At 73.2% G+C, this 18,749-nt stretch carries 14 protein-coding genes; 8 read left to right on the top strand and 6 right to left on the bottom strand.

The window, feature by feature from the left end:
• Window positions 1–5: 5 nt before the first annotated feature.
• The 5 genes from EDC34_RS02705 to EDC34_RS02685 all read right to left on the bottom strand — a co-directional run bounded on the left by EDC34_RS02705 (window position 6) and on the right by EDC34_RS02685 (window position 6,178).
• Window positions 6–743 (bottom strand): phosphoadenylyl-sulfate reductase, encoded by a 738-nt coding sequence (locus tag EDC34_RS02705; RefSeq protein WP_114960092.1) that lies wholly within the window; start codon window positions 741–743, stop codon window positions 6–8.
• Entirely contained in the window at window positions 740–2,455 is a 1,716-nt protein-coding gene (gene cysI / locus EDC34_RS02700; protein WP_114960091.1) for an assimilatory sulfite reductase (NADPH) hemoprotein subunit, read from the bottom strand. The genes EDC34_RS02705 and cysI overlap by 4 nt, the downstream gene beginning before the upstream one ends.
• Window positions 2,456–2,467: 12 nt before the next feature.
• Window positions 2,468–4,339, bottom strand: a complete 1,872-nt coding sequence (locus EDC34_RS02695) for a diflavin oxidoreductase (RefSeq protein WP_114960090.1) — start codon at window positions 4,337–4,339, stop codon at window positions 2,468–2,470.
• 180 nt (window positions 4,340–4,519) lie between these two features.
• Complete coding sequence (locus tag EDC34_RS02690) at window positions 4,520–5,212, bottom strand: energy transducer TonB (RefSeq protein WP_114960089.1); 693 nt, start codon at window positions 5,210–5,212, stop codon at window positions 4,520–4,522.
• 228 nt (window positions 5,213–5,440) lie between these two features.
• Entirely contained in the window at window positions 5,441–6,178 is a 738-nt protein-coding gene (locus EDC34_RS02685; RefSeq protein ID WP_114960088.1) for an SIMPL domain-containing protein, read from the bottom strand.
• 124 nt (window positions 6,179–6,302) lie between these two features.
• Here EDC34_RS02685 and EDC34_RS02680 point away from each other — a divergent pair, with 124 nt between their 5' ends.
• The 4 genes from EDC34_RS02680 to tldD are packed head-to-tail and all read left to right on the top strand — an operon-like array spanning window position 6,303 to window position 13,685.
• Window positions 6,303–6,875, top strand: coding sequence for a Maf family protein (locus EDC34_RS02680; protein WP_114960087.1), 573 nt, complete (start codon window positions 6,303–6,305; stop codon window positions 6,873–6,875).
• Window positions 6,872–8,362, top strand: a complete 1,491-nt coding sequence (rng, locus tag EDC34_RS02675; RefSeq protein ID WP_114960086.1) for a ribonuclease G — start codon at window positions 6,872–6,874, stop codon at window positions 8,360–8,362. The genes EDC34_RS02680 and rng overlap by 4 nt, the downstream gene beginning before the upstream one ends.
• 36 nt (window positions 8,363–8,398) lie before the next feature.
• Window positions 8,399–12,190: a YhdP family protein gene (locus EDC34_RS02670; protein WP_114960085.1), complete on the top strand. Its 3,792-nt coding sequence runs from the start codon at window positions 8,399–8,401 to the stop codon at window positions 12,188–12,190.
• 52 nt (window positions 12,191–12,242) lie between these two features.
• Complete coding sequence (gene tldD, locus EDC34_RS02665; protein WP_114960084.1) at window positions 12,243–13,685, top strand: metalloprotease TldD; 1,443 nt, start codon at window positions 12,243–12,245, stop codon at window positions 13,683–13,685.
• Here tldD and yjgA read toward each other — a convergent pair whose 3' ends face one another.
• The gene (yjgA, locus tag EDC34_RS02660) at window positions 13,686–14,273 is read right to left on the bottom strand and encodes a ribosome biogenesis factor YjgA (protein ID WP_114960083.1); all 588 of its coding nucleotides are present in this window, start codon (window positions 14,271–14,273) and stop codon (window positions 13,686–13,688) included.
• Between the two features lie 23 nt (window positions 14,274–14,296).
• Between yjgA and pmbA the strand changes: the two genes are divergently transcribed.
• The 4 genes from pmbA (at window position 14,297) to EDC34_RS02640 (ending at window position 18,710) form a co-directional block, all read left to right on the top strand.
• Entirely contained in the window at window positions 14,297–15,658 is a 1,362-nt protein-coding gene (pmbA, locus tag EDC34_RS02655) for a metalloprotease PmbA (protein ID WP_114960082.1), read from the top strand.
• 82 nt (window positions 15,659–15,740) lie between these two features.
• Window positions 15,741–17,138 carry a DUF1800 domain-containing protein gene (locus tag EDC34_RS02650; RefSeq protein ID WP_114960081.1) on the top strand — a complete coding sequence of 466 codons (1,398 nt, stop codon included), beginning with the start codon at window positions 15,741–15,743 and terminating at the stop codon, window positions 17,136–17,138.
• 1 nt (window position 17,139) lies between these two features.
• Window positions 17,140–18,294 carry a DUF1501 domain-containing protein gene (locus tag EDC34_RS02645; protein WP_114960080.1) on the top strand — a complete coding sequence of 385 codons (1,155 nt, stop codon included), beginning with the start codon at window positions 17,140–17,142 and terminating at the stop codon, window positions 18,292–18,294.
• A 74-nt stretch (window positions 18,295–18,368) separates the two neighbouring features.
• Window positions 18,369–18,710, top strand: coding sequence for a DUF4870 domain-containing protein (locus tag EDC34_RS02640; protein ID WP_114960079.1), 342 nt, complete (start codon window positions 18,369–18,371; stop codon window positions 18,708–18,710).
• Window positions 18,711–18,749: the final 39 nt, after the last annotated feature.

The raw sequence follows: 18,749 nt of genomic DNA, 5'->3' as shown, positions 1-18,749 counted from the left end.
TCGGCTCAGCCGCCGTTGCCGGCGATCGGCTCGTCGAAATGCAGCCCGCATTCGCGGCGCAGGCCGAAGAAGCGGGTCTGCGCCGCGTCCATGCCGGGCTGCAGCGGCTGGGTGGTGTGCACGTCGCCCACCGAGACATAGCCCTGCCCGGCCAGCGGATGCTCCGGCAGGTCGTGCAGCAGCAGGTAGGCGCCCACGTCGGTATCGCTCCAGTCCGCGATCGGGTGGAACTTGAAGCGCCCGTCGCGCACTTCCAGCACCGCGATCCCCTGCCGGGTCGTGGCCTGGGCGCGGCGCAGGCCGGCGAACCAGCAGCCCACCCGCAGCTCGCGCAGCGCGCGCTGCATCGGCTCCACCTTGCGCAGCTGGTTGTAGCGGCGCAGGCCCTCGCGGCCGGTTTCCCACAGCCGGCCCAGGCGCGCCTCCATCCAGGCCCGGCCCAGGCGCGGGCGGTACACATGCAGATTCAGTTGCAGACGCTCCACCAGCAGGTCGGCGTAGCGGTAGGTCTCCGGGAACAGGTAGCCGGTATCGACCAGGATCACCGGTATGTCCGGCCGCGCCTGCGCCAGCAGGTGCAGCGAGACCGCCGACTGCACGCCGAAGCTGGTGGACAGCGCATGGGTGGCGGGCAGGTGGCGCAGCGCCCAGGCGATCCGCGCCGGCGCGTCCAGCGCCGCCAGTTCGCGGTTGAGTGCGGCCAGCGTGTCGGTATCGAGGGCGGCGGGATCGAGCGTGCTCATGCGGGGGAAAGGGGATCGGGCGATGCCACGCGCACGTGGGTGGGGTAGTCCGGCAGGGCGACGATCCCGGCGCGGTGCAGGAAATCGCCGAAGCGCTCGCCATGCGTGCGTTCGCGCGCATAGCGCGCCAGCAGCGGCTCCAGGGTGGCCAGCACCTGCGCCTCGTCGGCGTTGTCCAGCACCCGGGTGTTGAGGCGCATGCCGAGGTGATCGCCGCCGAGGAACAGGCTGTAGCGCCCCGGCGCGCGGCCGACCAGCGCGATCTCCGCCAGGTACGGCCGCGAGCAGCCGTTCGGGCAGCCGGAGATGCGCAGGCCGATCGGCGCCTCGCGCAGGCCGTGGCGGTTCAGCAGCGGCTGCAGCGCGGCCAGCAGGTCGGGCAGGTAGCGCTCGGCCTCGGCCATCGCCAGCCCGCAGGTGGGCAGGGCGACGCAGGCCAGCGCATCGCGCGCCAGCGGGATGGCGCCGGCGGGGTCGCTTTCCAGCCCGTGCGCCGCCAGCAGAGCTTCCACCTGCGCGCGCGCCGCGGCGGGGATGTCGGTGATGGTCAGGTTTTGCTGCGCGGTCAGGTGGAACTGCCCGTGGTGCTGGCCGGCCAGCGCGCGCAGCGCCGACAGCAGCCCCCGCCCCGGGGTATCGGCGATGCGCCCCGCGGGCAGCGCGAGGGTGAAATGCCAGCGCCCGTCGCTGCCCTGCTGCCAGCCGAAGCGGTCGCCGGCGGCCTGGAACCGGTACGGCCGCGCCGGCTGCAGGCGCAGGCCGGCGCGTTCCTCGACCAGCGCCACGATCGCATCCAGCCCGTGGCGGTCGATGGTGTATTTGAAGCGCGCCAGCGCGCGCTCCTCGCGGTTGCCGAGGTCGCGCTGCACGGTGAGCACCGCTTCGGCCACCGCCAGCACCTGCTCCGGCGCGACGAACCCGACCACGCTGGCCAGCCGCGGGTAGTGCGCGGCGATCCCGTGGCTGGCGCCCATGCCGCCGCCGAGCGCGAGGTTGAAGCCGGCCAGCCCGCCATCGGCGTCGGCGATCGCGATCAGCCCGAGGTCGTTGGCGAACACGTCCACGTCGTTCACCGGCGGCACCGCCACCGCCATCTTGAACTTGCGCGGCAGGTAGGTGGGCCCGTACACCGGCTCCTCCTCCTGCTCGCTGTCGGCCAGCTTCTCGCCGTCCAGCCACAGCTCGTACCAGGCGCGGGTGGCCGGCAGGAAGCGTTCGGACAGCCGCCGCGCCCAGGCGTGCGCCTGCTCGTGCAGCGGCGACAGCGCGGGATGGCCGCCGGCGAGCACGTTGCGGTTCACGTCGCCGCAGGCGGCGATGGTGTCCAGCGCGGCGGCGTGGATCGCCTGCAGGCTGGCCTTCAGCTCCTGCTTGATGATCCCGTGGAACTGGAAGGTCTGGCGGCTGGTGGCGCGCAGCGAGTGGTTGCCGAAGGTGGTGGCGATCGCGTCCAGCCGCAGCCACTGCGCGGGCGTGAACACCCCGCCGGGCGCGCGCAGGCGGACCATGAACTGGTGCGCCGGCTCCAGCTTCTGGCGGCGGCGTTCCTCGCGCAGGTCGCGGTCGTCCTGCTGGTAGCTGCCGTGGAATTTCAGGGTGCGCTGGTCGTCGAACGCCAGCCCGCCGGTGCTGGCATCGCGCAGGCCCTCGGCGATGGTGCCGCGCAGGCGGCGGCTCTCGCGCTTGATGGTCTCGACGGAAGGATGGCTCATCGCGGGGTCCGGTCAGTAGAGGTCACGGGCGTAGCGCCCGTCGCGTTGCAGGGCGGCCAGGTAGTCGGCGGCGGCGTCGGCATCGCATCCCGCTGCATCCGCCACGATCTCCAGCAGCGCCGCGTGCACGTCGCGGCCCATCGCGGTGGCGCCGCACACGTACAGGTATGCGCCCTCCTGCAGGCGGGCGTACACCGCGCGGCCGTGCTCGCGCAGGCGCTGTTGCACGTGGATGCGTTCGGGCTGCGCGCGCGAGAACGCCAGTTCCAGCCGGTGCAGCTCGCCGCGCTGGAGTGCCTGTTGCCATTCGGCCTGGTAGAGGAAGCCGGTGCGCGGATTGCGTGCGCCGAAGAACAGCCAGTTGCGGCCGCGCGCGCCGGTCTCGGCGCGTTCCTGCACGAAGCCGCGGAACGGGGCGATGCCGGTGCCGGCGGCGACCATCAGCAGGTCGCGGTCGCCATCCCCGGGCAGGCGGAAGCGTTCGTTCGGCGCCAGCGCCACCTCCACCTGCGTGCCCGCCGCAAGCCCGGCGAGGAAGCCGCTGGCGGCGCCGAGGTGGTCGTGCCCGTGCGCGGCGTAGCGCACCACGGCGACCGCCAGGTGCGCCTCCTCGCCCACCCGCGTGCGGCTGGAGGCGATCGAATACAGCCGCCGCGCGGGGGCGCGCAGCGCGGCCAGCAGCGCCGGGGCATCCCAGTCCGCCGGCCAGCGGCGCAGGACGTCGATCACCTGGTGGTCGCGCAGCAGCGCGGCCAGCCCGTCGCCATCGCCGTCCAGCAAGCGCCGCAGGTCGGCGGCGCCGGCGCGTTCCGCAAGCGCGGCCAGCAGCGGGCGCGAGAGCCGGGTCAGCTCGCGTTCCTGCTCCAGCCAGCGCGCCAGCGGCAGGCGCCGGTCCGCATGCGCCACCTCGGCATCGCCATCCAGCCGGGTGGCGTCCAGCACCGCGTCCACCAGCGCCAGCGGGTTGTGGTGGTGGATCGCCAGCGCGTCGCCCGGCGCGTAGTCCAGGCCGCTGCCGTCCAGCGCCAGTTCGATGTGGCGCACGTCCTGCTCCGGCTCCTGGTAGCGGCGGAAGCCGGTGCCCTTGAACTCGCGGCCGGTGATGCGCTGGTTGGCCAGCACCTCGGCGGCAAACGCCTGCGGCCGCGCGCGCTCCTGCGCCGACGGCGGACGCAGCGGGGTGACGCTGGCCAGCGCCGGTTGCGGCGCGGGGGAGGGTGCGGGCGTGAGCAGCGCCTGCGCCCGTTCCAGGGCCTGCGCCTGCCACGGCGCGGCCACGGCGTCGATGTCGAGGTCGGCTTCGCCCAGCGCCTGCGCGCGGGTGGCGCCGAGTTCGGCCAGGCGCGCATCCAGTCGGCGCGCGACGCCGCAGAAATCGGCATAGCTGGAATCGCCCAGCCCCAGCACCGCGTAGTGCAGCTGCGGCAGGCGCGGCGCACGCTTGCCGTGCAGGAACTCGCACAGGGCGATCGCGTCGTCCGGCGGGTCACCGTCGCCCTGGGTGCTGATCACCACGTACAGCAGGCGCTCCGTGGCCAGCGCGCGCAGCGGGTAGGCGTCCGCGCGCAGCAGGCGCGCCGGCACCCCGGCCGCCTGCAGCGCGGCATGCAGGGCTTCCGCCACCCGCCGCGCGTTGCCGTTCTGGCTGCCGTACACCACGGTGGCCGCGACCGGTGCCGGTGCGTGGGCGCCGGCGGGATCGGCGGCTTGGGCGCTGCCGGCATCCGTCGCGATCGCGGCCGCCAGCGGCGCGCGCGCCAGCCCGGCCAGGTAGCCCGAGGCCCACAGCAGGGCCGCGGGGGGCGCGGTATCGGCGAAGCGGGCGAGCAGCGCGCCCTGTTCGCCGGACAGCGGTGCAGGCAGTGGCAGGGCGGACGGCGGCATGGTGGGACGTCGGGCAGGAAGACCGCCGCAGGCTAGGCGCGCCGCCGCGCGCCGGGAAAGGATGCGCCGCCATGCCGGTATGCGCGGGCTGCATATGCGGCGGGTGATCGCGGCCCGCCGTTGCCTACAGCCCCGCCCCGCGTGCAGGTGGCGCGCGGGGCGGGGGAGAAAGCAGCGCGATCAGCGCTTGAGGCTGAACTCCACCGGCACCAGTCCCAGTGCCTGCACCGGCTGGCCGCCCTGCAGCGCCGGCTGGAAGCGCCAGCGCTTGAGCACCTGCGTGCGCGCGGCGTCGTCCAGCTCGCGGTAGCCGCTGCTGCGCGCCACCGTCACCTCCAGCGGGCGGCCATCCACGTCCACCAGTACCTGCAGCAGCACGGTGCCGGCGAGCCCACGCTGCAAGGCCGCGCGCGGATAGGTCGGCGCGGGGGCGCTGAGGTAGGCCAGCTGCATCGGCTGCGCGGCCGGACCAGGCGGGGTTGCGTCGATGCCGGGGTCGGCGTCGGTGCGCGCGCCAGCGTCCGCCGCCTGCACCGGGCCGGCATCGCTGCGGATCACCGGTGCCGGGTCGGACACGGGCTGGGTGTGCATGTTCGCCCGCGCCGGCGGCTGCACGGGCGTGGCCGTCGGCGGCGGTGCCGGCTGCGGCAAGGACGTGACCTCCACCACCGGCGGCGTGCGCGGGATGATCCGCAACTGCGGCGTGCGCGGCTGCGTGGCGGGCAGCTGCGGTGGCGGCAGCGCCATCGGCATCATCAGCAGCCCGAACAGCAGCAGGTTGAGGACCAGGGTCGCGCTCAGGGTCAGCACGCGCGCGGCATCCAGGCGCGGGCGGGCGGCGGGCAGGGCGGAAGCGGGATGGGCTTGGATCATGGTCGATCTCCTTCGGTCGGCGCGAACGGGGAACCACGACGCGTGCGGCACGTGGCGGCCTGCACGCCCCTACGCTGCGACGGCGGGACGCCTGCCGGCAATGGGGCGCGCGCCGCCGGTTGCGTCCCGATTCAGGCAGGCGGTGGCCGCAGCCCCGGCCGCAAACGACGACGCCCGCACAGGGCGGGCGTCGTGCTGCGAAAGGTGCGGGGCGCGGGATGCGCGGCGTCAGCGCCCGAGTTCGAACACCATCTCCACGCTGACCGAGACGCTGCTCTCGCCCATCGCCACCGCGGTGTCCTTCTCCATCATCGCCATCGGCGCGGCGGCGACCCGCATCACCGGCAGCGGTCGCGGCGGGGTGGCCCCGCCTTCGTTGATGCTGACCACCCGCAGCACCCGCAGGCCGAGCGCGTCGGCATAGGTGCGCGCCATCGCCTGCGCCTTGCGCACCGCGGCGATGCGCGCCTCCTCCAGCGCTGCCTCCGGCTTGTCGATCCCGAAGCTGGGGCCGTTGATCTGGTTGGCACCCTGCGCCACCAGCGCGTCCAGCACCTTGCCCAGCCGCGCCAGGTCGCGCACCTTCAGGTTGACGGTGTTGCTGGCCTGGTAGCCGGTGATCGTCGGCGGCGCGCCGTCCACGTACTTGTACTGCGGGTTGAGGTTGATGCCGCTGGTCTGGATGTCGCGCTCGGCGATCCCGGCCGCGCGCAGCGCCGCCATCACCCGGTCCATGCGCTGGGCGTTGTCGCGCATCGCGGCGTTGGCGTCGGTGGCCTGGGTCACCACCCCGGTGGAGAGGGTGGCGATGTCCGGCGTGCGGCTGGCCTCGGCGCTGGCGGATACCGACAGTAGGGTGGATTGCGCGGCGGGCGCGGACGGGGCGGTGGCGGGCGACTGGGCGTGGCTGGTCATGGGCAGGGCGGCGGCGAGGGCAAGGGCGAGCAACAGCGGACGCAGGGTCATGGAAGGCTCCCGGGATGGTTGGCGCAAAGCTTTCGCATGCCGGGGGTGAACGGGCGGTGAGCCGCCAGCCGGCCTTCGGTGCGCGGGTGCGGTTGGCCGGCGGGCACGGGTTAGACTTCCGGCCATGCTGCATCTTGCCTCGCGTTCCCCCCGCCGCGCCGAACTGCTGTCCCGCCTCGGGCTGGACTTCGGCCTCCTCGATCTCGACGTCCCCGAGCAGCAGGCGCCGGGCGAGCCCGCGTTCGACTACGTGCGCCGGGTGGCGCGCGAGAAGGCCGGCGCCGGGTTGCTGAAGGTGCTGGGCGCGCCCGGCGCGGTGGTGCTGGGCGCGGACACCGAGGTGATCCTCGAGGACCGCGTGTTCGGCAAGCCGGCCGATGCCGGCGAGGCGGCGGCGATGCTGCGCGCGCTGTCCGGCCGCACCCACGAGGTGCTGACCGCGGTGGCGCTGGTCGGCGCCGGCCGCGAGGCACAGGCGGCATCGCTGACCCGGGTCACGCTGGATGCGTTGTCCGAGGCCGACATCGCGCGCTACCTCGGCAGCGGCGAATGGCAGGGCAAGGCCGGCGCGTACGCCATCCAGGGCCGCTTCGAGATGCACGTGGCGCGGCTGGACGGCAGCTATTCCGGGGTCATGGGCCTGCCGCTGCGCGACACCGCCGGCCTGTTGCGCCAGTTCGGGCTGCTGCCGGCATGAGCGAGGAACTGCTGGTCAACGTCACCCCGCGCGAGACCCGCGTCGCGGTGGTCGAAAACGGCATGCTGCAGGAGCTGCACATCGAGCGCGGCAGCCAGCGCGGGGTGGTCGGCAACGTCTACAAAGGCAAGGTGCAGCGGGTGATGCCTGGGATGCAGGCCGCGTTCGTGGACATCGGCCTGGAGCGCGCCGCGTTCCTGCACGTCAACGACATCTTCCGCGGCGCGCCGCTGGGCACGGGCGATGCCGATGCCCCGCCGCTGGCCCCGCCGCAGGTGCAGGTGCCGATCACCGAGCTGCTGCGCGACGGCGCCGAGATCGTGGTGCAGGTGGTGAAGGACCCGATCGGCAGCAAGGGCGCGCGCCTGACCACCCAGATCAGCATTCCCTCGCGCTACCTGGTGTTGCTGCCGCGCTCGAAGGTGGTGGGCATCTCCGCGCGGATCGAGGACGAGGCCGAGCGCACGCGCCTGAAGGCGCTGGTGCAGGAACTCGCCGTGGGTGCCCCCGGAAATGGCTACATCGTGCGCACCAACGCGGAAGAGCAGCCGGCCGAGGCGCTGGCCGAGGACATCGGCTATCTGGGGCGGGTGTGGGAGCAGATCGAGCGCAAGGCGGCGACGGCAGCGGTCGGTGAGTGCCTCTATGAAGACCTCAGCCTGCCGCTGCGCGCGGTGCGCGACCTGATCCGGCGCGACGTGGAGCGGGTCCGGGTGGATTCGCGCGAAACCTGCGAGCGCCTGCGCGAGTTCGCCGCGCGCTACATGCCCGCGCTGGCCGACAAGATCGAGCACTACACCGGCGCGCGTGCGATCTTCGACATGTACGGGGTGGAGGACGAGATCCAGCGCGCGCTGGACAAGGAAGTGCCGCTGAAGTCCGGTGGCTACCTGGTGATCGACCAGACCGAGGCGATGACCACGGTGGACGTCAATACCGGCAGTTTCCTCGGCCAGCGCAGCCTCGAGGAAACCGCCTTCCGCACCAACCTGGAGGCGGCGCAGGCGGTGGCGCGCCAGCTGCGCCTGCGCAACCTGGGTGGGATCATCATCATCGATTTCATCGACATGCACGATGCCGAGCATCGCCGGCAGGTGCTGCGCACGCTGGAGAAGTCGCTGGCCAAGGACCACGCCAAGACCACGGTGTACGACTTCTCGCCGCTGGGGCTGGTGGAGATGACCCGCAAGCGCACGGTGGATTCGCTGGAGCGCCAGCTGTGCGAGCCCTGCCACGAATGCGGCGGACGCGGCATGGTCAAGACCGCCGAGACCGTGACCTACGAGATCTTCCGCGAGATCGTGCGCGCGGTGCGCCAGTTCGAGGCGGCGCGGCTGCTGGTGATCGCCTCGCCCAAGGTGGTGGCGCGGATCACCGACGAGGAATCCAACGCGGTGGCCGAGCTGGAGGAGTTCATCGGCAAGTCGATCCGCTTCCAGGCCGATGCCCAGTACCTGCAGGAGCAGTTCGATGTGGTGCTGCTCTGAGCGCATTCCCTCCCGCTGCACGCGGGGCGCGGCGCGATGAGCATGCCCTGGCGCCACCGCCTGCGCCTGCTGCGCCGTGGCGCCTGGTATGCGCTGGCACTGCTGCTGCTGGCGGTGGCGTTGGTGGTGACCGTGGCCAGCCAGCTGCTGCCGCTGCTGCAGCAGCATCCGCAGCAGATCGCCGCCTGGCTGAGCGCGCGCGCGCACCATCCGGTGGCGTTCGACCGCGTGAGCACCGAATGGACCCGGCGCGGGCCGCTGCTGCGGCTGGATAACCTGCGGGTGGGCGAAGGCGCGCATCCGCTGGCGATCGGGGATGCCGAACTGCTGGTTGCGCCCTACACCGGCTGGCTGCCGGGACGCTCGCTGACCGAGCTGCGCCTGCGCGGGCTGGACCTGACCCTGCAGCGCGATGCGAACGGGCAATGGCATGTGCGCGGCCTGCCCGGCCAGCAAACCGATAGCAACCCGCTGGACACGCTGTCGCAGCTGGGCGAGCTGCAGCTGGCGCAGGCGCGGCTGCGGGTGCTGGCGCCGGAGCTGGGCGTGGACGTGCGCGTGCCGCGGATCGACCTGCGCCTGCGCGTGAGCGGCGCGCGCGTGGATGCCGGTGCGCGCGCCTGGCTGCACCGCGCCGGCCAGCCGCTGGACGTGGCCGGCACGCTGGACCGCGCCAGCGGCGATGGCCGGGTGTATGCCGGCAGCCGCCAGGCCGACCTGGCCGAACTCGCCGGTGTGCTTGCCTGGGGCGGGATCGCGCCGCAGGCCGGGCACGGCCGCGCCCAGGCCTGGGCCACGCTGAAGGGCCTGCGGGTGGTGGCGATTCGCGCGGTGGCTGACCTCGAAGGCGTGGCCCTGCGCGGCCGCGCGCTGGGGCCGGGCCAGCCGGCGCCGGTGCAGGCCCTCGGGCCGGTGGCGCTGGATGCGGCCTGGGCCGGCACCATCGATGCCTGGCAGGCGCGCGCCGCGCGCCTGCGTATCGGCCAGCAGCAGATGGGCGGGCTGGCACTGGCCGGCGGCCACGGCCTTGCGCTGCGCGCGGCGCACGTGGACATCCAGCCGCTGCTGCAGCTGGCGGCGCTGGGCGATGCGCTGCCGCCCGGGCTGCGCCACTGGCTGCGCACGGCGCGCCCGGCCGGTGCGCTGGACGAGGTGGAGTTCGCCGCCGACGGCCAGGGCCGCCTGCGCGCCCGCCTGCGCGCCAGCGGCCTGCGCTTCGAGCCGGTCGGGAATGCGCCGGGCCTGCGCGGGGTCGGGGGCTGGCTGCTGGCCGACCAGGACGGGCTGCGCCTGCGCTTCGATCCCGGCGCGCAGGTGGTGTTCGACTGGCCGGCCGGGTTCGGCGTGCCGCATGCCTTCACCCTCGACGGCGAGGCGGTGGCCTGGCGCGACGGCAACGGCTGGGACGCGCAGACCCCGGGGCTGGCGATCAGCGGCGGCCCGCTGCAGGTCCGGGCGCGCGGCGGGATCGGCTTCCAGGGCGACGGCAGCCATCCGCACCTGGACATCGCGGCCGACATCGGCGAGGTGCCGATCACCTATGCGCGTGGCTTCTGGGTCCACTACCTGATGCCGAAGGCGACGGTGGAATGGCTGGATGGCGCGCTGCGCGCCGGCCAGCTGCGCGACATCCATGCGGTGGTGGCCGGCGACCTCGACGACTGGCCGTTCCGCGACGCGCCCGGGCTGGCCGGCGCCGGCGTGTTCCGGGTGCAGGCGAAGGTGCAGGACGCCACCGTCAAGTTCCGCCCGGACTGGCCGGCGGCCGAGCACCTCGATGCCGACCTTGCGTTCGTGGCCGATGGCTTCAGTGTGGACGGGCGCGCCCGCCTGGGCGGGGTGCCGGTGACCACGCTGCGCGCCGGCATCGCCAGCTTCCACCAGCCGGACCTGACCGTGGATGCCGAGGCCGCCGGCGATGCCGGGCAGTTCCTAGCGCTGCTGCGCGCGAGCCCGCTGCGCAAGGACAACGCCGCCACCCTCGACGCACTGACCGCGTCCGGTCCGGCGCAGGCCAGCCTGCACATGCGGCTGCCGCTGCACCACGACGCCCCGGCACCGGTGATCGACGGCCAGGTGGCGCTGGCCGGCGTGCGCCTGCTGGAGCGCCAGTACAAGCTCACGTTCGAACAGGTGCGCGGGACGGTGCGCTTCGACCACGACGGCTTCCAGGCGGAAGGCCTGCAGGTCCGCCACGACGGCGTGCCGGGGCTGCTGTCGCTGCGCTCGGGCCCGCATGTGCGCGATCCGGCGCAGGCGTTCGAGGCGCAGCTGCAGGCCAGCGCCGACATCGACGCCCTGCTGGACAGGGCCGGCAACCTGGAGTGGCTCAAGCCCTACGTACGCGGCAGTTCGGCGTGGACCACCGAGCTGGACGTGCCGCGCGCGGCCCCGGGCACGGCGCGTCTGCGCCTGCAATCCTCGCTGGTCGGCACCCGCTTCGACCTGCCCGCACCGCTGGACAAGCCGGCGGCGCAGGCGCTGCCGGCCAGCCTCCAGCTGCAGCTGCCGCTGGAGAACGGCGAGGTTTCGGTCAGCCTGGGCGACGTGCTCGCCCTGCGCAGCCGCAGCGCGGGCGGGCGCACCGGCGTGCGCCTGCTGCTGGGCGGCGGCGCGGTGGGGGCGCCGCCGGCCAACGGCCTGCTGGTGGAAGGCCGCACGACGCGGCTGGACGCGCTGGGCTGGCTGGGCGTACTCGGCAGCGGTCGCGGCGAGGGCCCGCCCCTGCAGCGGGTGGACGTGCAGGCTGCGCAGCTGCGCCTGCTGGGCGCGGACTTCGGCGATGCCCACCTGCAACTGGCACCGGTGACCGGCGCGCTGGCGATGCGGGTGCAGGCGCCGGGGCTGGATGGCAGCCTGCAGGTGCCGCAGGCGCATGGCGTGCCCGTCAGCGGCCGCTTCGACCGCCTGTACTGGGCCCTGCCGGCGGCGGAAGCGGACGCCGCGCCGGCCGCCGCGCCTGCGGGCGACGGGGTGGATCCCGCCGCGATCCCGCCGCTGCAGATCGACGTGGCCGACCTGCGCCTGGGCGGGGTGCCGATGGGGCGCGCGCGCTTCCGCAGCACGCCCGCGGCGGGCGGATTGCGGATGGACGAGTTCAGCACCAGCGGCGGCAAGCAGCGCCTGCGCGGCAGCGGCAGCTGGCTGGGCCAGGGCGCGGCCCAGCGCAGCCAGTTCCGGCTGGACGTGGACAGCGACGATGCTGGCGCCCTGCTGGGCGCGCTCGGGTTCGGCGGCCAGATCGGCGGCGGGCACGGCAAGCTCGGGCTGGAAGCCAGTTGGCGCGGCGGTCCACAGGACTTCGTCCCGGCCAATCTCGATGCGACCCTGGCGCTGGACCTGAAGGACGGGCGCCTGCTGGAACTGGAGCCGGGCGCCGGGCGCGTGCTCGGCCTGCTTGGCGTGGCCCAGCTGCGGCGGCGGCTGATGCTGGATTTCAGTGATTTCTTCAGCAAGGGCTTCACCTTCGACCGCATCCAGGGCAATGCGCGCATCGCCGATGGCGTGTTGCATACCGACAACCTGACCATCCGCGGCCCGGCCGCGGTCATCCTGGTGCGCGGGCAGACCGATTTGCGCAACGAGCGTTTCGACCAGTACGTCGATGTGGAGCCCAAGTCCGCCGGCCTGCTGACCGCGGTCGGGGCGCTGGCCGCCGGCCCGGTGGGTGCGGCGGTGGGCGCGGTCGCCAACGCCGTTTTCGACAAACCCATGCGCGACATCGGCGCCAAGCATTACCGGGTCACCGGCCCGTGGAGCGCGCCCAAGGTCGAGGTGGTGGCCAAGCGCGAGGAGGCCGCGACCACCACCGACGGCCGCGGCGATTGATCCCCGCCCGCGCGTCGCCATATCCCCTGCAGACTTTCCGAAGGTTCCCCGCATGAACGCACTGGCCATCGCCGAATCCCGACTGCTTGCCCCCGCCGGGCTGGACCACGCCGCGCTGGAGCGCGCCTTCGCCAGCCTGCTGGGGCCCGGTGTGGAATTCGGCGACCTGTACTTCCAGCACGCCCGCCGCGAGGCCTGGAGCATGGAGGACGGGATCGTCAAGAACGGCAGCCACAGCATCGAGCAGGGCGTGGGCGTTCGCGCCATCAGCGGCGAGAAGACCGGGCTGGCCTACACCGACGTGCTGGAGCTTCCGGCCTTGCTGGAGGCGGCGCAGAACGCCCGTGCGATTGCCCGCGACGGCCGCGCCCACGGCGCGCACGCGCTGCAGCGCACCGGCGGGCGCATGCTGTATCCGGCGCTCGATCCCGTCGATGCGCTGGACAACGCCGCCAAGGTCGAGGCGCTGCGCCGGGTGGATGCGCTGGTGCGCGCGCTGGATCCGCGCGTCAGACAGGTGATGGTGAGCCTGACCGGCGGCGTCGATACCGTGCTGGTGGCGCGCAGCGACGGCGTGCTGGCCGGCGACGTACGCCCGTTGGTGCGGATGAACGTGCAGGTGATCGTGGAACAGCACGGCCGCCGCGAGTCGGGCTTCGCCGGCTTCGGCGGGCGCTATTCCTACGCGGAGCTGCTGGCCGACGGCAAGCCGGAGAAGTTCGCGCGCGAGGCGCTGCGCCAGGCGCTGGTGAACCTGGAGGCGGTCGATGCACCGGCCGGCACGATGCCGGTGGTGCTCGGCGCCGGCTGGCCGGGCGTGCTGCTGCACGAGGCGGTGGGCCACGGGCTGGAGGGCGACTTCAACCGCAAGGGCACCAGCACCTACGCCGGTCGCATCGGACAGCAGGTGGCGGCAAAGGGCGTGACTATCGTCGACGACGGCACCCTGGACGGCCGCCGCGGCTCGCTCAACATCGACGACGAAGGCACGCCGACGGCCTGCACCACGCTGATCGAGGACGGCGTGCTGGTCGGCTACATGCAAGACACGCTCAACGCACGCCTGATGGGCATGGCGCCGACCGGCAACGGCCGCCGCGAATCCTTCGCGCACCTGGTGATGCCGCGCATGACCAACACCTACATGCGCGCCGGCACGCATGACCCGGAGGAGATGATCCGTTCGGTGAAGAAAGGCCTGTACGCGGTCAATTTCGGCGGCGGCCAGGTGGACATCACCAGCGGAAAGTACGTGTTTTCCGCCACCGAGGCCTACCTGATCGAAGACGGGAAGATCACCGCGCCGGTGAAGGGCGCCACCCTGATCGGCAACGGCCCGGAGACCATGCAGAAGGTGGCGATGGTCGGCCACGACCTCGCGCTGGACGATGGCGTTGGCATCTGCGGCAAGGACGGCCAGAGCGTGCCGGTGGGCGTGGGCCAGCCATCCCTGCTGATCTCGGAGATCACCGTGGGCGGCACCCAGGCGGGCTGATCAGGCGTGGCCGTCCTCGCCTTCTTCGTCGAATCCGCCGCCCGCGTCCTCGCCGGGCGCGGCGGCGTCCTGCGCGAGCAGGTCGCGCAGTTCGCGGAACAGTTCGCGGAACGCGCGCGGCGGCTTGTTCTTCGCACGCTCCTCATGCGCGTTGCGCACCAGCTGCCGCAGCTTCTGGCGGTCGGCCCCGGGGTGCGCGGCCAGCAGGCCGGTCAGCGCGGCGTCGCCGTCGTCGCCCAGCAGCGCCTCGCGCAGCGCCTCGGCGCGGTGCAGCAGCGCGGTCTCGCGGCGCGCGGCCTCGCCGTCCTTGCGCATGGCGTCGCGGATCGCGTCCAGCACGCCCGCGTCCAGCTTGCGCATCTGCTTGGCCAGGAACGCCAGCTGCCGCTTGTGGGCGATGTGCGCGGTGATCCGCTGCGCCTCGCGGATGTGCGGCAGCAGGTCCTCCGGCACCGGCAGCCGCGCCAGCTGGGCGGCGCTCAGCGCCACCAGTTGCCCGCCCAGTTCCAGCACGTCCAGCGCCGCGCGGCGCTGCTCGCTGCGGCTGGGGCTGAAGTATTCGCCGGTTTCTTCGTCACGTCCTCGCATCGCTACAGGATAAGCCATTGAACATGCCCGCCACCGACCTGCCTTCCATCACCGACGACAGCCAGCAGCGGCTGCAGCGCCTGTCCGCCATCGCCCAGCAGTTGTTGGAGCGCGCCCGCGCCGCCGGCGCCGACCAGTGCGAAGTCACCTGCAACGAGGACGCCGGCCTCGCGGTCAACGTGCGCATGGGCGAAGTGGAGACGGTGGAGGCCACCCGCGACCGCGGCATCGGCGTCACCGTCTATTTCGGCAAGTGCAAGGGCAGCGCCAGCACCGCCGACCTGCGCGAGGACAGCCTGGCCGCGACCGTCGCGCAGGCCTGCGCGATCGCCCGCCACACCGAGGAGGACCCGGATGCCGGGTTGGCCGACGCCGCGCTGATGGCGACCGCGCTGCGCGAGTTCGACGCCTGGCATCCGGCTGCGTTCGATGCCGACCGCGCGATCGCACTGGCGCTGGAATGCGAGGCCGCCGGCCGCGAGGTGGATGCGCGCATCGGCAATTCCGACGGCGCCTCGGTGAACGCGAACGCCTCGCTGAGCGTGTACGCCAATTCGCACGGGTTCCTGGGCGGCGAGCGCAGCACGTCCTACAGCACCGGCTGCGCGCTGATCGCCGGCGAAGGCGAAGGCATGCAGCGCGACGGCTGGTACAGCGTGGCGCTGGCGCAGGGCGACCTCGAGGCGCCGGGCGCGATCGGCCGCAAGGCCGCGCAGCGCGCGCTGGCGCGGCTCGAACCGCGCGCGCTTCCCACCGGCCAGGTGCCGGTGCTGTTCAGTGCCGAGATGGCGCGCTCGCTGATTGCCAGCTTCGTCAATGCGGTATCGGGCGGCGCGCTCTACCGGCGCGCCAGCTTCCTGCTCGACAGTGCCGGCACCCGCGTCTTCCCCGACTGGTTCGCGATCGAGGAAAACCCGTTCCTGCCGCGCGGCTTCCGCTCCGCCGCGTTCGATGCCGAAGGCGTGGCCACCCGCCGTTCGATGCTGGTCGAGGACGGCATCGTGCGGCGCTACGTGCTGGGCAGCTATTCCGCGCGCAAGCTCGGCCTGCAGAGCACCGGCAACGCCGGCGGCGTGCATAACCTCACGGTGCGCGCCAACGCCGGCGACCTTGCCTCGATGCTGTGCGGCATGGGCCGCGGATTGCTGGTGACCGAGCTGATGGGGCAGGGCGTGAACGCCATCACCGGCGACTATTCGCGCGGGGCCGCCGGCTTCTGGGTGGAGAACGGCGAGATCGCCCATCCCGTCGATGGCATCACCATCGCTGGCAACCTCAAGGACATGTTCGCGGCGATCGAGGCGGTCGGCAGCGACGTGGATGCGCGTTCGCACATCCGCACCGGTTCGATCCTGGTGGGGAAGATGACGGTGGCGGGGCGCTGATCGCCTGAATGCGCGCCGCGGGCTGTCAACCGCCGCGCGGCAGGCGCGTTGGCGGTGAGGCCTGCCCCTGGAGCCCGCGCCCATGACGCTGCTGTCCGCGACCAGTGCCGCCAACCGCTTCGGCCTCGGTGCCCGCCCCGGCGAGTTGCAGCGGATCGACCCGGACCCGCGCGGCTGGCTGCTTGCGCAGCTGGGGCCGGCGCCCGCGCCGGCAGCGCTCGCCGGGTTGCCGTCCAGCGCCGACTACCTGGGGCAGTACCGCCGCCTGCAGCAGATGCGCCGGCAGGCGCGCCAGAGCGGTGATGGCGATGCCAAGGCCGCGCAGATGCAGGCCGGCCAGTTGTTGCGACAGGGCCTGCAGCGCGAGCTGCTGCTGCGCCAGCAAGTGGCGGCGACGGCGGACGATGGCTTCCGCGAGCGGCTGGTGCGGTTCTGGTCGAACCATTTTGCGATCTCGGTGGACAAGCGGGTGGCCGCGCTGTTCGCCGCGCCGATGGAGCGCGAGGCGATCCGGCCGCACGTCAACGGCCGCTTCGCCGACCTGCTGCTGGCGGTGGAGCGCCATCCGGGCATGCTGCTGTACCTGGACAATGCGCAGTCGGTGGGCGATGACTCGCGCGCCGCGCTGCTGGCCGAACGCCGTCGCCAGCGCAACGGGCAGGGCGGGCGCCGCGGCCTGAACGAGAACCTGGCGCGCGAAATCCTCGAGCTGCACACGCTCGGGGTGGATGCCGGCTATACCCAGCAGGACGTGACCGAATTCGCGCGCGCGATCACCGGCTGGAGCGTGGACCCCAACGCCGGCGGCAGCGATGCCTTCCGGTTCCGTCCGGCCGCGCACGAGCCAGGCGCGCGGCGGGTGTTCGGCAAGACCTATCGCCAGGATGGCGAGCGCCAGGGCGTGGCGATCCTGCACGATCTGGCCGTGCATCCGGCCACCGCGCGCCACGTCTCGCTCAAGCTGGCTCGCCACTTCGTCGGCGACGACCCGCCGCCGGCGCTGGTGCAGCGCATGGCCCGCGCCTGGGTGGACAGCGAGGGCGACCTGCCCAGCGTGTACCGCGTGCTGCTCGATGATCCCGCCGCCTGGCAGCCGGGCGCGCGCAAGTTCAAGAACCCGGACGACTTCTGCCTGTCCGCGCTGCGCGCCTGCGGGCTGGGAGTGGAGTCCGACCTCGCGCTGGGGCTGCGGCTGCAGGCGCAGCTGGGGCAGCCGCTGTTCCAGCCGCGTTCGCCCGCTGGCTTTGGCGATGTCGCCGCCGACTGGGGCGGGCCGGATGCCCTGTTCAAACGGGTGCAGGCGGCGCAGGCGCTGGCCAACCGTCTGCCGGACACCGGCACAACCCCGCTGGCGCTCGGCCAGGCCGCGCTGGGCGAGGCGCTGGACGCGCAGACCGCCACCGCCCTACGCCGCGCCGAATCCATCCAGCAGGGCGTGGCGCTGCTGCTGGCCAGCCCCGCCTTCCAGTGGAGGACTTGAGATGACCCTGCGCATCGATCGACGTGGATTCCTCGGCCTCGGCGCCTCCGCGCTGGCTCTCGCGGCATTGCCGAAATTCGCGCTGGCCGCGACCGGCGCGCATGACACCCGCTTCCTGCTGGTGCTGCTGCGCGGCGGGATGGATGGCCTGCATGCGCTGCAACCGCTGGGCGACCCCGCGTTCGCGGCCCTGCGTGGGGAGTTCGCCGCCAGTGCCGGCCAGCCCGCGCCACTGCGGCTGGATGCCGACTTCGCCCTGCACGGCAAGCTGCCCGGCATGGCCGCGCTGCATGCGCGCGGCGAGCTGCTGCCGGTCGCGGCGGTGGCGCCGCCGTACCGCCAGCGTTCGCATTTCGAGGCGCAGGACTGCGTGGAGAACGGCACCACCGGCGCCGGCGGCACCACCGGCTGGCTGAACCGCTGCGTAGCGGCGATGCCGGGCGGGGCGGGGCTGGCGATCTCGGCGGTGATGCCGCTGGCGATGCGCGGCGGCGGCAACGTCAGCACCTGGTCGCCGCCGCTGGGCAACCGCATCGATCCGATCCTCTGGCAGCAATTGCAGCTGCTGTATGCCGCCGATCCGGCGCTGGCACCCACCTTCGCCGGGATCGACGCCGGCCAGGCCGCGATGCAGGCCGGCGGCGGCTTGCGCCTGCCGCAGGCGATGGCGGCGGCGGCGCGCTTCATGGCCGCGCCGGACGGGCCGCGGATCGGCTTCGTGGAGGACACCGGCTGGGACACCCACGGCGGCGAGCTGGCGGTGCTGGATCGCAAGCTGGCGGAGCTGGATGCCGGGCTGCAGGCCTTCCGCGACGGCGCGCAGCCGGTGTGGCCGCGCACGGTGGTGGCGGTGGTCACCGAATTCGGGCGCACCGCCGCCATCAACGGCACCGGCGGCACCGACCACGGCACCGGCGGCGTGGCCTTCCTTGCCGGCGGCGCCGTGAACGGCGGGCGCGTGGCGGGCGACTGGCCGGGGCTGGGCCGCGCCCAGCTCAACGAGGGCCGCGACCTGCGCGCCACCACCGACCTGCGCGCGGTGTTCAAAGGCGTGCTGCGCGACCACCTCGGGCTGGATGCGGACGTGCTGGCGCGCCGGGTGTTCCCGGACAGCACGGCGCTGGCGCCGATGTCCGGGCTGGTGCGGACGGCATGACCGCCCGCGGGCGTGCTTTGCGTTAATCTGTGCAGAAGGCGCCTTTCGCGCCGCGAACCGGGGAATCCACCACCATGAACGATGTCGCCGTCTCCCAGGACGACCGCAACCTGGCCATGCTCACCCACCTGTCCGGCATCCTGCTGGGTTTCATCATCCCGCTGATCATCTGGCTGACCAACAAGGACCGGCCGGAGAAAGCCTGGCTCACTGCGCAGGCGGTCGAGGCGCTGAACTTCCAGATCACCATCGCGATCGCGCTGGTCGGTTGCTCGGTGCTGGCGGTGATCCTGATCGGCGCGTTGCTGATGCCGCTGGTGTGGTTGTTCAGCCTGGTGTTCTCCATCATCGCCGGGATGGCGGCCAATCGTGGCGAAAGCTACCGCTATCCGGTCGCGCTGCGGCTGGTGAAGTAAGCCGCCTGCACCCGCCGCCCCGGCGCGCCGGGGTTCATG

The sequence above is a fragment of the Thermomonas haemolytica genome, assembly GCF_004346265.1.
Classification (GTDB): Bacteria; Pseudomonadota; Gammaproteobacteria; order Xanthomonadales; family Xanthomonadaceae; genus Thermomonas; species Thermomonas haemolytica.
The sequence above is the reverse complement of the archived record's forward strand: the minus strand, read 5'-3'. Positions and strand labels throughout refer to the sequence as shown.

What these genes read in the sequence shown, in the direction of transcription:
- cysI (WP_114960091.1), bottom strand. Translation starts at nt 2,455, where the DNA reads ATGAGCCATCCTTCCGTCGAGACCATCAAGCGCGAGAGCCGCCGCCTG.
- EDC34_RS02705 (WP_114960092.1), bottom strand. Translation starts at nt 743, where the DNA reads ATGAGCACGCTCGATCCCGCCGCCCTCGATACCGACACGCTGGCCGCA.
- EDC34_RS02645 (WP_114960080.1), top strand. Translation starts at nt 17,140, where the DNA reads ATGACCCTGCGCATCGATCGACGTGGATTCCTCGGCCTCGGCGCCTCC.
- pmbA (WP_114960082.1), top strand. Translation starts at nt 14,297, where the DNA reads ATGCCCGCCACCGACCTGCCTTCCATCACCGACGACAGCCAGCAGCGG.
- EDC34_RS02670 (WP_114960085.1), top strand. Translation starts at nt 8,399, where the DNA reads ATGAGCATGCCCTGGCGCCACCGCCTGCGCCTGCTGCGCCGTGGCGCC.
- EDC34_RS02695 (WP_114960090.1), bottom strand. Translation starts at nt 4,339, where the DNA reads ATGCCGCCGTCCGCCCTGCCACTGCCTGCACCGCTGTCCGGCGAACAG.
- EDC34_RS02680 (WP_114960087.1), top strand. Translation starts at nt 6,303, where the DNA reads ATGCTGCATCTTGCCTCGCGTTCCCCCCGCCGCGCCGAACTGCTGTCC.
- EDC34_RS02690 (WP_114960089.1), bottom strand. Translation starts at nt 5,212, where the DNA reads ATGATCCAAGCCCATCCCGCTTCCGCCCTGCCCGCCGCCCGCCCGCGC.
- rng (WP_114960086.1), top strand. Translation starts at nt 6,872, where the DNA reads ATGAGCGAGGAACTGCTGGTCAACGTCACCCCGCGCGAGACCCGCGTC.
- EDC34_RS02650 (WP_114960081.1), top strand. Translation starts at nt 15,741, where the DNA reads ATGACGCTGCTGTCCGCGACCAGTGCCGCCAACCGCTTCGGCCTCGGT.
- tldD (WP_114960084.1), top strand. Translation starts at nt 12,243, where the DNA reads ATGAACGCACTGGCCATCGCCGAATCCCGACTGCTTGCCCCCGCCGGG.
- EDC34_RS02640 (WP_114960079.1), top strand. Translation starts at nt 18,369, where the DNA reads ATGAACGATGTCGCCGTCTCCCAGGACGACCGCAACCTGGCCATGCTC.
- yjgA (WP_114960083.1), bottom strand. Translation starts at nt 14,273, where the DNA reads ATGCGAGGACGTGACGAAGAAACCGGCGAATACTTCAGCCCCAGCCGC.
- EDC34_RS02685 (WP_114960088.1), bottom strand. Translation starts at nt 6,178, where the DNA reads ATGACCCTGCGTCCGCTGTTGCTCGCCCTTGCCCTCGCCGCCGCCCTG.